Origin of the sequence: Pseudaminobacter soli (ex Li et al. 2025), assembly GCF_003012705.1 — a bacterium.
Lineage (GTDB): Bacteria > Pseudomonadota > Alphaproteobacteria > Rhizobiales > Rhizobiaceae > Pseudaminobacter > Pseudaminobacter soli.
Genome location: NZ_PXYL01000017.1, coordinates 42,495 through 56,244, shown reverse-complemented (window position 1 = coordinate 56,244; position 13,750 = coordinate 42,495). Strand labels below are relative to the sequence as shown.

Below are 13,750 nucleotides of genomic sequence, written 5' to 3'. Positions count from 1 at the left end.
TCATCGAAGCATGGGAGGGAAGCAATGCAGAGTGAGCTTGTTGTCTATCACATCCCCGTCTGTCCTTTTTCGCAGCGCCTGGAAATCCTGCTGGAACTGAAGGGAAAACGCGATGCCGTGCGTTTCTCGGTCGTCGATATCACACGACCGCGCGATGCCGCACTGCTGGAGCTTTCCCGCGGGTCCACGGCATTGCCGATCATGCAGACGGCACAGGGTGTCCTCAAGGAAAGCCTCGTCATCCTGCGCTATCTCGACGAATTGTTCCAAGATGCACCGGTTGCACGGTCCGCTCCTTATGAGCGGGCGATCGAATCGATGCTGATCGCCATGGAGGGCGATTTCACCGGGGCAGGATACCGCTTCGTCATGAACCAGGATCGCGACCGGCGCGCCGGCTGCCGCGAAGCGATGATTGCGCAATATCGCCGGCTGAACGATTTCCTTGAATGGCACAATCCGGCAGGGGCCTATCTGTTCGACGGCTTCGGCCTGGCAGAAGCCGTATTCACGCCGCTGTTCATGCGCTTCTGGTTTCTCGACTATTATGAGGATTTCGACGTTGCCGAGCTTGGCTTGGAACGAGTACGTCGCTGGCGCGATGCTTGCCTGATCCATCCCGCCGTCCAGCAGGTCTGCAAGGAAGAGATCGTCAAGCTCTACTACGACTACGCCATGGGTGCAGGAAACGGAGCGCTGCTTCCGGGCCGCCAGGTTTCCAGCTTCGCCTTCGAGCCGCGCTGGCAGGATCGCCCCTGGCCGTCACGCGAGAAATACGGCTTGCCGGCGACGGACTTGGAGCTCGGGCTATCGGCATCCTAACCGTAATGGCAAGAAGAGCCCGCCGCCTCGGGTCAGACGACGGGCTCCCCGCTGTCTTTTGAAGGATGTGGCAGTTTGGTGGTATAGCGCGAGCGCGCGCTGGACCTAAGGAGCTCGCTCGCGGCCAAAGCCATGGACGCCTCCGCCGCGGACGAATTGTAGGCCACAAGTCGCGCTGTCAGAGTGGGCACGCACCCCAGCGAACTCGCGTTCGGGGCGTAATCGCGTTAAACTGTACAATTCGCACCGGTTTTCGGATCCGCCTATGGCAGCTCCCGCGTTCCACGAACCCGTGATCCTGCGCGACGCTATCGTCTTCCTGCTTGCGGCAATAGTGGTCGTGCCGCTGTTTCGCCGTTTCGGCGTCAACGCCGTCATCGGTTACCTTGTCGCGGGCGCCATAATCGGTCCTCACGGGCTCGCACTCGTGCACGAGGTCGAGGGCACTCACCAACTGGCCGAGCTCGGCGTTGTCTTCATGCTGTTTTCAATCGGTCTGGAGCTATCGCCCGAAAGGCTCCGGGTGATGGCGCGATACGTGTTTGGCCTCGGCGTCGCCCAAGTCGTGGTCACTGGAACGGTTCTTGCCGCGGGCGTACTGGCTCTCGGTGCCAGTCCGGGCCAAGCGGCCGTGATCGGCGGGGCACTGGCCTTGTCGTCAACGGCGTTTGTGCTTCAGCTTCTCTCACAACGCGGGGAGCTTCACACACATTTTGGTCGGGTTGTTCTATCCGTGCTGCTGCTCCAGGATCTCGCAGTAGTGCCGGGTCTGGCAGTTGTAACCGCGCTCGGCTCCCAACCCGATGCGCTCTCCGAAGCGCTCGCAATTGCGGCGGCGAAGGCCGTCGCCGCTCTTGCTCTCATTCTGGTGGTAGGCCGATGGGTGCTCCGCCCGCTGTACCGCATGATTGCCGGGATGCGCAGCCCGGAACTGTTTGCCGCCGCAACATTGCTGGTGGTTCTGGGGACCACTTGGGGAATGATACAAGCGGGTCTGTCCACCGCACTCGGCGCGTTCCTGGCCGGCCTGATGCTGGCCGGCACCGAATATCGTCACCAGATCGAAGCCGATATCCGTCCTGCCCGCGGCCTGCTCCTGGGGCTGTTTTTCATTTCCATAGGAATGCTTGTCGACTTTCGGACCGTCGCGCCGCGGTTGCCTGAGATCTTGGCTGCGACCGCGCTTCTGGTACTTGCCAAGGCAACGATCATGACTGGCTTGTGCCGACTGTTTCAACTGCCTCTGCCGCTCGCTGCCACTGTAGGATTGCATCTCGCGCAGGGCGGCGAGTTCGCATTCGTACTGATTTCGCTTGCGATGGGAACTGGGGTCCTTCCGGTCCAGGCAGGCCAGTTCCTGTTGACTGTCGTGGCCATCACCATGGCATTGACGCCGCTTTTGGGCCGGATCGGGCAGCTTACACAATCCTGGTTACAAGCAAGAGCGCCTGGCGGCTTGGCCTCATTGGCGTCGGAGGCAGAAGCTCTTACGGACCATGTAGTCATCGCAGGCTTTGGACGCGTAGGCCGCACTATTGCCGCCATCCTCGATGCACGAAAAATCCGATGGATCGCGGTTGACCTCGACCCCATCAATGTGGCTGCGGCCCGTGCTCAGGGGCTTCCCGTTTTCTTTGGAGACGCTTCCAATGAAGTGATCATTCACGCCACGAAGATCGGGCAGGCGCGCGCCGCTGTAATCACCCTTGATGCCCCCAGCGCCACAGCATCAGTCCTCAGGATGATCAGGAGCGAGTTACCCGATATCCCTGTTGTTGTCCGGGCGCGCGACGCCGAAAACATGGACGAATTGCTGCGCAACGGCGCAAGCCAGGTTATGCCGGAAACGATCGAGTCGAGCCTGCTGCTCGGCGGCATGGTTCTCAAGACTCTTGGAGACAGCGACGCCAAGATCGAAGAGGTGATTGGAAGCCTCAGGCAAGCCGCCTATCAAGCGTCCGGGTCACAGGGGGTGCTGGCATGGCGATCAGCACCGGAAATGTCGAAACGCCCGTGAAATTGAAGGGCCACCGGAAGCGCCTCCCAACGAGTGAGACTTTTCTCGACTTGGCACTGATCATTGAGAGTGCCAACTGACGCCTTCGAAATCAGGGCTCACCAATGTTCCCTTTTCGCCGCGAACGATCGCGGGGATGTCGGCCAAGGCGCCGATCGCCGCGGTGCGTCCCGTCGATCGAGCGAAATGGCAGGCCGCCTCGACCTTGGGGCCCATCGATCCGGCTGGGAATTCATAGGCAGAGATCGCGTCCGGGCTTGCCCTATGTATGGCCTTCGCCTCCGGCGTTCCCCATCCTATGAAAACTGCCTCGGCGTCGGTCGCCATGATGAACAAATCCGCCTCGACCTCCCGCGCGAGCAACTCCGAGCACCAGTCCTTGTCGATGACTGCCTCGACGCCAACGAGCTTGCGGTCCTTATCGGGGGCATAGACGGTGGGAATGCCGCCGCCGCCCGCACAGATCACGACGGTGCCGTGATCCAGCAGCCATCGCACGGGCCTTATCTCAAAAATGCGCTTGGGCTGAGGTGAAGGGACTACACGCCGCCATTTCGGACCATCGGGTTTGAATACCCAGCCCTTTTCCGCCTTGATCCGGTCCGCTTCGGCCTGATCGTAAACCGGACCGACGAACTTGGTCGGATTGCTGAAGCCGGGATCATTGCCATCGACCTCGACCATTGTCAGCAAGGTGGCGAACGGCACCTCGAACGGCAGCAGATTGCCGAGCTCCCGTTCGATCATATATCCGATCATGCCCTCGGTTTCGGCGCCCAGTATGTCTAGCGGATATGCTTCGTCTGGTTTGTAGGCCGCCCCCTGCAGCGCCAGCAATCCCACTTGCGGACCATTGCCGTGGCTGATCACCACCTGATGCTCGGTGGCGACCGGGGCAATGGCCTGGGCGGCGACCAGCACGTTCCGCTGCTGAGCCTCAGCGGTCATGGGTTCGCCTCGTTTCAGCAGCGCATTTCCGCCGAGCGCGATGACGATGCGCATGGCTCAATCTCCCAGCGTGGCTACCAAGAGGGCCTTGATCGTGTGCATGCGGTTCTCGGCCTGCTCGAAAGCGACGTTCGCCTCCGACTCGAAGACATCGTTGCTGACTTCCAAACCGTTGGCCATGCCGTAATCTGCGGCGATCTGCTTGCCCACCGTGGTTTCGGTGTCATGGAAAGCAGGCAGGCAATGCATGAACTTCACCTGGGCATTGCCACTCGCCTTCATCAGGTTCGCATTCACCTGAAAGGGCGTAAGCAGCTTAATGCGCTCGGCCCACACGTCCTTCGGCTCGCCCATCGACACCCATACGTCGGTGTGAATGAAGTCCACTCCTTTGACCGCCACCTGCGGGTCGTCCGTGACAGTCAGGGTCGCGCCCGATTTGGCCTTAAGGTCGTTGGCGATCTTCATGTAGTCTTCCGACGGCCAGAGTTGCTTGGGGCCGCAGATGCGCACATCCATTCCCAACATGCAGCCGACTATCATAAGGGAATGCCCCATGTTGGACCGTGTGTCGCCGACATAGGCATATTTGATCTCGGTGATCGGCTTGTCACTGTGCTCTCGCATCGTCATGACATCGGCCAGCATCTGGGTCGGGTGATAGTCGTCGGTCAGCCCGTTGTAGACCGGCACGCCTGCGTAAGCGGCAAGCTGCTCCACGGCCTGTTGAGCCGCGCCTCGATATTCGATGGCATCGTAGAGCCGGCCGAGCACACGAGCCGTGTCCTTGAATGACTCCTTGTGGCCAATCTGCGAACCGGCGGGATCGAGATAGGTGACGTTGGCGCCCTGGTCGTGGCAAGCCACTTCGAATGCGCAACGCGTGCGGGTGGAGGTCTTTTCAAAGATCAGGCAGATCTCCTTGCCCTTCAGATGCTCCTGCTCGGTCCGCGCATATTTTGCACGCTTGAGATCGCGTGCGAGGTCGAGCAGGTAGCGGAACTCGCGCGGCGTATAATCCTGCACGGTCAACAGCGAGCGATTGCGTAGGTTGAAGCTCATCATTCTACTCCCTGCTTTGTGGGTCAGTAGGCCGGGTCGCGCAGGATCGGGCATGTCATGCAGTGCCCGCCGCCACGGCCACGACCAAGTTCCGAACCGCGGATGGTAATCACTTCAACACCGGCTTTGCGCAGCAGCGTGTTGGTATAGGTATTGCGGTCGTAGGCAACCACCACGCCCGGCTCCAAGGCGACGACATTATTGCCGTCGTCCCACTGCTCCCGTTCGGCCTGATAGGCGTTGCCACCCGTCGCGACCGCCCTCAATTTGGGAAGGCCGAGAGCCTCCGCCACGACCTCGAGGACGTGTTTCTCATCCTTGCGGACCTCGAAATGCCCGTGTTCATCCACCGGATAGACGCTGTAGCAGCGTATCTGATCGACCACTTCCTGAAAGACGGTGACAAGGTCGCGGTCGCAAAAGCTGAAAACGGTATCGAGATGCATGGCCGCACGGCTCTTCGGCATGAGGCAGCCGATAATTCGCGTTGCCGCATTGTTGCTGAACAATTGCCGCGCGACCTGTCCAACGGCCTGATGCGTGGTCCGTTCGCCGAGGCCGATCAATACTATTCCCTTGCCGATTGGCATGACGTCGCCACCCTCCATGGTAGCGCCGGCGAACGTTTCGTCAGAGTCTCCCCACCAGATCTTGAAGTTGCCGTCGCGGAACGAAGGATGGAACTTGTATATGGCGCGCTGCAGGAGGGTTTCCGGCCGACGCGCTGGCCAGTACATGGGATTGCATGTGACCCCGCCATATATCCAGCACGAGGGATCACGCTGGAAGAGTGTGTTCGGGACTGGTGGCAGGACAAACTCCGCCTCGCTGAAGGCTTCACGCATCATTTCCTTCAGGATGCTCTCCGGGAGATCGGCCACGGTGATGCCGCCGATCATCAGCAACGTAAGTTGAGGTGGCTTCAACTCATCCAGCCAAGAACGCATGAGCGACGCATTTTGGACGCCAACTGAATTTGGCGTGATCAACCGGTCCAGGACGAAGGCCCGTCCTTCCGGATCTTCAAACGTCTCTGCCAGCAGATCGTGCAGTTCGAGGACCTCGACGCCACGCTCCTGCATCTTTAACACGAAGTCGTAGTGGTCGCTTTGGGCCTCGTGCACCCAGATCACGTCGTCGAACAGAAGAGAATGGCAATTGCCGGGCGTGAGCCGCTGATGCGCGAGCGAAGGCTTGCAGACCATAACGGTACGCAGTTTCCCAACTTCCGAATGTACTCCGAACTCTCGCATCATCTCCTCCATCGGGCTTTCAGCCTTCCTCCCTAGTGAAATGGGGTGAGCTTCCCGGTCCACATGAGCCAAGCGGCGGCAATTGCCAGCACGACGATCCCGGCGGCGATGACATATTCGTATCCGACGAAAACGCGCTCGCCGTGCTCGGCCCTGGCCTTGGCGTAGACCAGAATCCCCGGCGCGAAGAGGACCGCGCACATCAGGAGGAATCCGAGGCCAGCGGCATAGACGAGCCAGAGCCCATAAAGCGTCGCCAATAGACCAATCAGGGCGTCTCGGTTCCGTGCGCGGTCGCCATCGGCATAGCCTTCACCGCTCATGGCAAGTTTCAGTGCGTAGGCACCTGACAGAACATAAGGAGGCAGGATCGCAACGGATGCTATGAGATAGAAGAACTGATAAGCGCTCTTGGAAAACAGGCTGAGCAACAGGAAAGCCTGGATCAGAAGGTTGGTCGCCCAAAGCGAATGCGCCGGCGAGCCATTCTGGTTCTCGCCGCCGAACCATTTGGGAAATGTGCCGTCACGCCCGCAGGTATAGGGGATTTCGGCGCACAACAGGGTCCATGACAGGAAGGCACCGCTGACCGAAACGATTAGCCCGAGATTCACCAAGGAAGCTCCCCAACGGCCCACGAGAGCTTCCATCACTCCCGCCATCGAAGGCACTTTCTGGGCCGCGAGCTCAGGCTGTGTCAGGACGCCAGTGGCCAGAATCGAGATCAGCACATAGATCGCCAGCGCGCCGAAAAATCCGATGATCGTTGCGCGACCGACGTCGGATCTGTGAGCCGCCCGCGCGGAATAGACGCTTGCGCCTTCGATACCGATGAAGACCCAAAGCGTTACCAGCATGGTGCTTTTGACCTGGGTGAGGATCGAACCCAGGTTACCCACCCCCTGGACGTCCCCGCTGCCCCAGAAATTGAATGCAAACTTGTCCCAATTGAACCCGATGATCGCCGCCAAGATGAATGCCATCAGTGGGACAAGTTTCGCGATGGTCGTAACGATGTTGACGAAAGCAGCCTGTCTTATGCCGCCCAGCACGAGGACGTGAATTAGCCAAAGGCAGATTGAGGCCCCGAGTATCGAGGCGAGATTGTTGCCGCCGCCGAAGACGGGAAAGAAGTGCGATAGCGCTGAGAAGATCGCTACCGCGTAGGCAACGTTTCCTAGAAATGCGCTCAGCCAGTAGCCCCAGGCGCTGTTGAAGCCGACGAAGGGTCCGAAGCCAGCCTTGGCATAGGCGTAGGGACCTGCATTCAGGTCGGGTTTGCGGACTGCAAGCCCCTGATAGACAAAAGCCAGCATCAGCATGCCGACGCCAGTGATCAGCCAGCCGATCAGAATTGCAGCGGGAGAAGCCTGGCGCGACATATCGGAGGGGAGATTGAACGCTCCACCGCCAATCATCGAGCCGACGACCAACGCAATGAGCGGCAGTAAGGTTAGCTTGGTAGGTGTCTCAGAAGCCGTTTTTTGTTGTTCGCCCGTGAAAGCTGTGGTCGACATTTCCGACCTCCACTCCATCTCCGGCTAACTAAATGACTGACGTCCCGGAACCCGCCATGCAAGTTCGTTCTTCCGGGGATTGGCCAAGTAGGATAGGCGGTGAACTAGGTGGGGGATTAAGCTTGTCCCGGCTCGATTCGAGGCAGATCACGTAATTTACTAGAATTTACGTTATTGTTACTACGCTCCGGTTGAAACGAGTCTGAAGCCTCGTATCTCCAAATCTGTATGATCAGCGTTGCCCTTCAGGTGGTGACATGGCCAATCCTGCAGAAACCCCGCCCAGCGCCTCGCAGCTTCGCAAAATGCTTCTCGAACAGGAACTGGAGAAGTCCAACCTGTACCAGAAGCAGCAAGAAGCCAAGAAGAAGGAGCTCGCGGATTTCACCGCGAACTTCCTAAGGCACCACGTCACCGAGAACGAAATCGCCACCGTTCGGCGACTGGTGATGAACGCCGTGAGGGACGGCAGGCTAGAGGCGATGGTTTACAGCTTTCCCTCCGAGATGTGCACGGATAACGGCCGCGCGATAAATAGTAACGATCCGGACTGGCCCCAAACGCTGCAGGGCAAGGCCAAGGAATTCTACGAGCGCTATCAGACCTTCGGAAAGCCTCAAGGATACAAACTCAAAGCAATGATCATCAATTTCCCTGGCGGCATTCCGGGAGATGTCGGCTTTTTCCTGAACTGGGGCCAATGATCCAATAGGCCTTTTGCCTCGCTTCCCTCGGCGTGGGGGAGTCCGCGCTTTTTTGGGGGGCCGTGGTGTGGCTTGCGGTAAACTTGGCCCTATACGCTGGCAACTCTGGGCTTTGCGTGCAGAGGTTCGTTAGCTGCCCCTATTTTCTAAGAAGGCATACTGACTGTAAGCAGACTTACCGCTGGTCCCGCATCGCACAGCTTGGAAGACAGGCGGAGACATGACCGAGCAGCATGGGACGACCGTCGTTCCGAACGAAGCTCCCAGCGCACCGGGTGCTCTGGGACTTGGTGCATGCACGGCCCTGGTGGTCGGCAATATGATCGGCTCGGGAATATTCCTCCTGCCGGCATCGCTGGCAGCGTACGGGCCAATTGCGCTCGGCGGCTGGGCCGTGACCTCCTTTGGTGCAGTGGTCTTGGCGGTGATCTTCGGCCGGCTCTCGCAGGTCGTTACGAAAACTGGTGGCCCCTATGCCTATACCCGAGAAGGCTACGGAGATTTCGCAGGGTTCATCATCGCGTGGGGCTACTGGATTGCGCTGTGGACGGGCAATGCGGCGGTGGCCGTCGCCCTCGCCGGATATGTAGGCTTCCTGGTACCCGCGGTGGCAGGCTCGCACGCTTATGGCCTCGCCGTCGCCCTGATAGCCATATGGACGCTGACCTTGATCAATGTGGGCGGCGTCCAGGAAGCAGGCTTCGTGCAGGTAGTCACCACTGTACTCAAGCTGGTTCCGCTCACGCTTATTGGAACCTTGGGTTTCCTTTGGATCGATTCCGCGAATTTCACGGCTCTAAATACGAGCGGCAAATCCGATCTGGCCGCGATATCAGGTGCGGCCGCGCTGACGCTTTGGGCATATCTTGGACTGGAATCCGCCACCGTTCCTGCAGGTGACGTAGTCGATCCAAAGAGAACGATCCCTCGAGCAACCATCTTGGGCGTATCGATTACGGCGATTGTTTACATCGCCGTGACGACCGTCGCTATCGGGGTCGTGCCGCCGCATACGCTCGCCCATTCGACTGCGCCGTTGGCCGACGTTGCGCGCCGGATGTGGGGAGCAGAGGGCGGAGTGCTCGTAGCGATCGGTGCGGTGATCTCGACCTTTGGTACTTTGAACGGCTTTACCCTGCTGTGTGGCCAAGTTCCCTATGGGGCCGCACTTGATCGCATATTCCCCGTTCGTTTCGGCCATTTGTCGCGCTATGGCACGCCAGCGAACGCATTGGTGCTCTCCAACCTGCTCGCCTCCATCTTGGTGACGATGAACTTTGCAAAGGGCCTCGTGAGCGCGTTCAACACCATCATCCTGTTGGCTGTCATGTCGAGCTTGTTGCCTTACGCACTGTGCTCGCTCGCTGAATTGATGATCCTTGTGCGGACTGGCCGCACGTCCGGTGGGCCGGCGGTAGTCAAGATCGCGATACTCGGCTGTCTCGGCTTCGTTTATTCATTGTGGGCGCTCTACGGCTCAGGAGCAGAGACCATCTACCTCGGTTTTCTGCTCATTCTGGCCGGCATTCCGATTCACGTTTGGATCAAGTGGCGTAACGCAAATGCTTCCGTCGGTGAGTTAGCGTCCCAGTCCAAGCTGTGAAGAATTCGTGTCGCGGCCCGGCAGCGCCGCCATTTTCAATCCGTCGACGATCATGCGTATCAGGTCTGGATGAAGATGCTGGCCTTCCAGATCAGATTTGATGTGGTCGCCAAAGCCAGGATCGAGATTGTGGATTTGTCGTATCGCCTCGGACGTCTCCTCTCGTAGACCTAGTTGCGCCGCGGCCATGGCAATAGCTGCGCGTGTCGAAAGCAAATCGGAGTCGCCAATCTTGCGGGCCTCCATGAAGGCATCTCGGTATCGCCCGTGGGCATAGTGGTAAAGAAAAAGTCCGACCCTGTACCTTCCGGGTTGGGCTGGGCTTGTCGCGAAAGATCGCACGATGAGCGGCACCGCCCTTTCCCAGTTTGCCATCATGGCGTGGCGCTGACCAAGTTCCGCGATGATGGTGGAATCGTTGGGATTGAGCATCCGGGCGGTTTCCAGCGCGTCCAGGCTCGATCGTAAGTCGCCGACGCGCCAGTAGGCCAACGAGCGTGCGCAATGCCCCCAGCTAGAACTGGGAGCCAGCTCGATGGCGCGCTCGGCGAGGTCGAGAGCCCGCTCTCGCAGATCCAGAAAAGAAGCACATCTTCCCTTTGCTGGATTCGAGCTGTCAGAGCAGACAAGCGATAGGAAGGCAAATGCGTCGGCAGCGTTAGGCTCGGACTGAATGGTCCATTCGAGGCATTCGCGCGCCTTCTCCCTTAACTCCTGATCGAAGGTTCGCCAATACTGGTAGAAGAGCAGCAACCGGTCGTAACTGCTTAGGCGGTGCGGCGGTGCGCCTTCGACGTCTCGGGCGCGGTAGCTGAAGATGACCCCGTAAGGCTGCGCCAAGATCCGCACCACGTCGTTTGCGACATCGCTGCGAAGCGCGTAGATCTTCGAAGGGTGCGGCGGGCATTCGAAACTATCGCCCCAGATCGCAAGCTCACTGCGCGCGTCGATCAAGAGGGCATAGGCGCGGCAGTGCTCACTATCGATAGCTGTTCCCCCCCTCAGGATGTAATCAAACCGTGTCGGCTCGCTATTTCCCTTTGCAGGTCTTGCATCCCCTGTTTGCCCGCGTGACGCCTCAGGGCCGAACACGCGAAAGCTTGCGAAGCGCGCGAGACCCACGATGAGCGACCTTGTAAGTCCGAGGGCGAAATCGGGATAGGTCGAGTGGCCGTCCTCTTGCGTGAAGGCCTCGACCAGGATCGAGGTTCCCCCGTTCTCCGACCTATGGGATGGGGCTTCACGAGGATCCGCCCTCAGACTGGCCGGGTCCTCAAAAACAGGCACATACGAACCTTTTGGGATCCGGATACGAAGGGGATCGCCACGCCCTTCGGTCAGATAATAGCGCTCCAGCGAACGCCGCATGCGCCCGGCCACGATGCGCACGATCGAATCGACCTGCGGATCGAAATTTTCGTCGCGCCCGAACACGGAGGTCGCAATGGTATAGGCCTTTATCCGCTCGGGATGACCGCAGAGCGTTTCCTCGACAACGTAAGTCAGGAATTTGCGGATTCGCTCCGTTGAATCGAAATCCGGCGAGGCCAGGACGCGTAGCAACTCCTCTCTTATCGTGTCAGGCGAGTGATCGCATACCTTATCCACCATGCAGAATCTCTTGGTGCGATAGAGGATTAGCTTGACCGCAACTCCTACGCACGGACGTAAGATAGTAGCAGAACTTGCGTTCGGGCAAAATGAGCCCGCGCATCGCGCGACACAGACCACTCTGTGGCCCATTGGCGCACCGCGCTGCGCCAGGACTGGTCATAAAATACTCGTCCGCTTTGGGACGCGCGACGCATGACCTACAGCATGATCGTGAACGATGTCTTCTGTGGATGGCTCCCGTATTGCAAGAGGTAATTCGGCGTTATGGCGCGTCGGTCGGGTGCAGTCTTCTGTCCGGCCTGTTGATGCAGCTGTTCGAAGCTGCTGGCCCTGATGGGGTCGGCGAACAAGGTCCCAATCTGCTTTGCAGGCTATGACGCCTCAGACATCGGACGGGTTGTCCTTGTTCCCGGCTGACCGGTGTCGCCATCACATCGCGTCGCCCTTACAACCTCATGGAACCGAATGGACGGCTCGAACTGTTTGTGCTGCTCTTCAACGGCTCATTTCCTTCGCCACCTTACAGCGCCATGGTCGAGGCATGGCGAGCTTGATAAGTCTCCCCGCGCGCCATGATCGCCCAGACCACACGGGCCATCTTATTCGCCATGGCCACACTCGCCAGGCGCGCTGGCTTCCGGGCGAGCAGCGCGAGCAGGCGCGGATCCGCCGTCTCGGGCTTATGCCTGGCACGGCGGATCAAAGAGGTTGCGCCAATCACAAGGAGCTTTCTCAGATAGAGGTCGCCCATCTTGGTGATGCGGCCGAGCCGGTCCTTACCGCCGCTCGAGTTTTGTGAGGGTGTCAGCCCCAGCCAGGTGGCGAATTCTCGCCCTGAGCGGAACTGCCCCGGATTGGCAACCGATGCCGCCAACGCTGTTGCACCGACCGGGCCGATGCCAGGTATCATCGATAGACGCCGCGCCACCTCGTCGGTTCGTTGCAGAGCACCGATCGAACGATCGATCGCCTGGAGACGGATGTGGGTGTCGAGTACTTGACCGCACAGCAGGCCGAGAATCTGCATTGCCATCGCTGGCACGTCTGGTTCAGCGTCCTTCGCGGCGATCTGGCGCGCCAGCCCAAGCGCCCGCTCCAAACCTTCCGGAATGTCGATGCCGAACTCCGCCAACAGGCCACGGATCATGTTCACCAGTTGCGTACGCTGCTTGACCAGAAGGTTGCGCGTGCGGTGAAGCGACAGGGCCGCCTGTTGCTCGGCTGACTTCACTGCCACGAAACGCATGGTCGGGCGTGTCACCGCTTCGCAGATCGCTTCCGCGTCCATGGTGGTCATCGATACCGACAGGGCCGCGTCTGACTGCGCGCCGGGCCGACGATGCCGTACTGTCGGACCACGACGCGGTCCGTCGGCATCGATCCCGGCGGTTCCCGACGCCGAACACGCCATCAACGCCACCAGCCGAAATCCGAAATCCCCATAGCCATCGCCCGTGGCCCGCGGGTTCCTGCATGAGAGGCTTTCGTACGCCTCACGGCACCCGAAACCCTTCACCATGGCGGACATTAAAGACTGCCGTCGCCGATCCCAAAAGCCGCCCCTTCAGCGGTCCGTCGAGCTAATTGCCGTGACTATGCTGGAACGTATGTCAACCTGATCACGTCCTCGCCGATACGATCGCTCGCCACGAGGCGCAGTGGGGGCCGCGGTCCGGCGAAGAACGGCTTTCCGCCGCCGAGCACAACGGGATGGAGGTACAATCGATACTCGTCGACAAGGCCCAGGTCGGTCAGACCTCCCGCTAACTCTGGTCCGGAAACTTCAATCTCCCCATCGAGCTGCGCTTTCAGCCCGCGTATCGCCGCCTCTACATCATCCTTGACGAGAGTGGCGTTCGGGCCAACCGACTTCAACGAGCGCGACACGACCCACTTCGGTTGGCTCCGCCACGCCGCCGCATAGTCACGTTGTGCCTCGTCCCACTCGGAATGATCGTCGTCCCAATACCGCATCACCTCGTACATGCGGCGACCGTATACACTGCCGGCTAGGCCGCGCACGTCGTCGATGAAATGACGAAAAAGCACAGGATCGGGCGCAAATGCCGTGTGGTCGACATAGCCGTCCAGCGACTGATTCAATAAAAAGACGAGCCTCGCCATACGGGATCTTCTCCTCGCTACCTCCTCGGAGGCTGCCGAGGGTACGTGAAAATGAAGCGGGCTACAATCCGGCCGGATGCCGGCTG

General features: G+C 59.6%; 10 protein-coding genes and 1 pseudogene. 4 read left to right on the top strand and 7 right to left on the bottom strand.

Annotation, left to right across the window (positions count from 1 at the left end):
* The first annotated feature begins 24 nt into the window (after positions 1-24).
* Positions 25-822: a glutathione S-transferase family protein gene (locus C7I85_RS24100; protein ID WP_106726562.1), complete on the top strand. Its 798-nt coding sequence runs from the start codon at positions 25-27 to the stop codon at positions 820-822.
* Between the two features lie 265 nt (positions 823-1,087).
* Entirely contained in the window at positions 1,088-2,839 is a 1,752-nt protein-coding gene (locus C7I85_RS24095) for a monovalent cation:proton antiporter-2 (CPA2) family protein (protein ID WP_106726561.1), read from the top strand.
* Between the two features lie 60 nt (positions 2,840-2,899).
* Here C7I85_RS24095 and arcC read toward each other — a convergent pair whose 3' ends face one another.
* The 4 genes from arcC to arcD are packed head-to-tail and all read right to left on the bottom strand — an operon-like array spanning position 2,900 to position 7,619.
* Positions 2,900-3,841: a carbamate kinase gene (gene arcC, locus C7I85_RS24090; protein WP_106726560.1), complete on the bottom strand. Its 942-nt coding sequence runs from the start codon at positions 3,839-3,841 to the stop codon at positions 2,900-2,902.
* A 3-nt stretch (positions 3,842-3,844) separates the two neighbouring features.
* The gene (locus C7I85_RS24085) at positions 3,845-4,849 is read right to left on the bottom strand and encodes an ornithine carbamoyltransferase (protein WP_106726559.1); all 1,005 of its coding nucleotides are present in this window, start codon (positions 4,847-4,849) and stop codon (positions 3,845-3,847) included.
* Between the two features lie 23 nt (positions 4,850-4,872).
* Positions 4,873-6,102: an arginine deiminase gene (gene arcA, locus C7I85_RS24080; RefSeq protein WP_106726605.1), complete on the bottom strand. Its 1,230-nt coding sequence runs from the start codon at positions 6,100-6,102 to the stop codon at positions 4,873-4,875.
* 32 nt (positions 6,103-6,134) lie between these two features.
* Complete coding sequence (gene arcD / locus C7I85_RS24075; protein ID WP_106726558.1) at positions 6,135-7,619, bottom strand: arginine-ornithine antiporter; 1,485 nt, start codon at positions 7,617-7,619, stop codon at positions 6,135-6,137.
* A 257-nt stretch (positions 7,620-7,876) separates the two neighbouring features.
* On the opposite strand from arcD, the gene C7I85_RS24070 reads away from it, so the two are divergent.
* Together C7I85_RS24070 and C7I85_RS24065 are read left to right on the top strand one after the other, a co-directional pair.
* A complete protein-coding gene (locus C7I85_RS24070; protein ID WP_106726557.1) occupies positions 7,877-8,323 on the top strand; it encodes a histidine kinase in 447 nt (148 codons plus the stop codon).
* A 220-nt stretch (positions 8,324-8,543) separates the two neighbouring features.
* Positions 8,544-9,926 carry an amino acid permease gene (locus C7I85_RS24065; RefSeq protein ID WP_106726556.1) on the top strand — a complete coding sequence of 461 codons (1,383 nt, stop codon included), beginning with the start codon at positions 8,544-8,546 and terminating at the stop codon, positions 9,924-9,926.
* On the opposite strand, the gene C7I85_RS24060 is transcribed toward C7I85_RS24065, so the two are convergent.
* The 3 genes and pseudogenes from C7I85_RS24060 to C7I85_RS24050 form a co-directional block, all read right to left on the bottom strand.
* Positions 9,903-11,537, bottom strand: a complete 1,635-nt coding sequence (locus C7I85_RS24060) for a tetratricopeptide repeat protein (RefSeq protein WP_106726555.1) — start codon at positions 11,535-11,537, stop codon at positions 9,903-9,905. The two genes, C7I85_RS24065 and C7I85_RS24060, sit on opposite strands and share 24 nt — an antisense overlap.
* 523 nt (positions 11,538-12,060) lie before the next feature.
* A pseudogene (locus tag C7I85_RS24055) lies at positions 12,061-12,825 on the bottom strand (IS110 family transposase); the annotation flags it as partial.
* Positions 12,826-13,133: 308 nt separating this feature from the next.
* On the bottom strand, positions 13,134-13,664 hold the full coding sequence (locus tag C7I85_RS24050) for a dihydrofolate reductase family protein (protein WP_106726554.1): 531 nt from the start codon (positions 13,662-13,664) through the stop codon (positions 13,134-13,136).
* Positions 13,665-13,750: the final 86 nt, after the last annotated feature.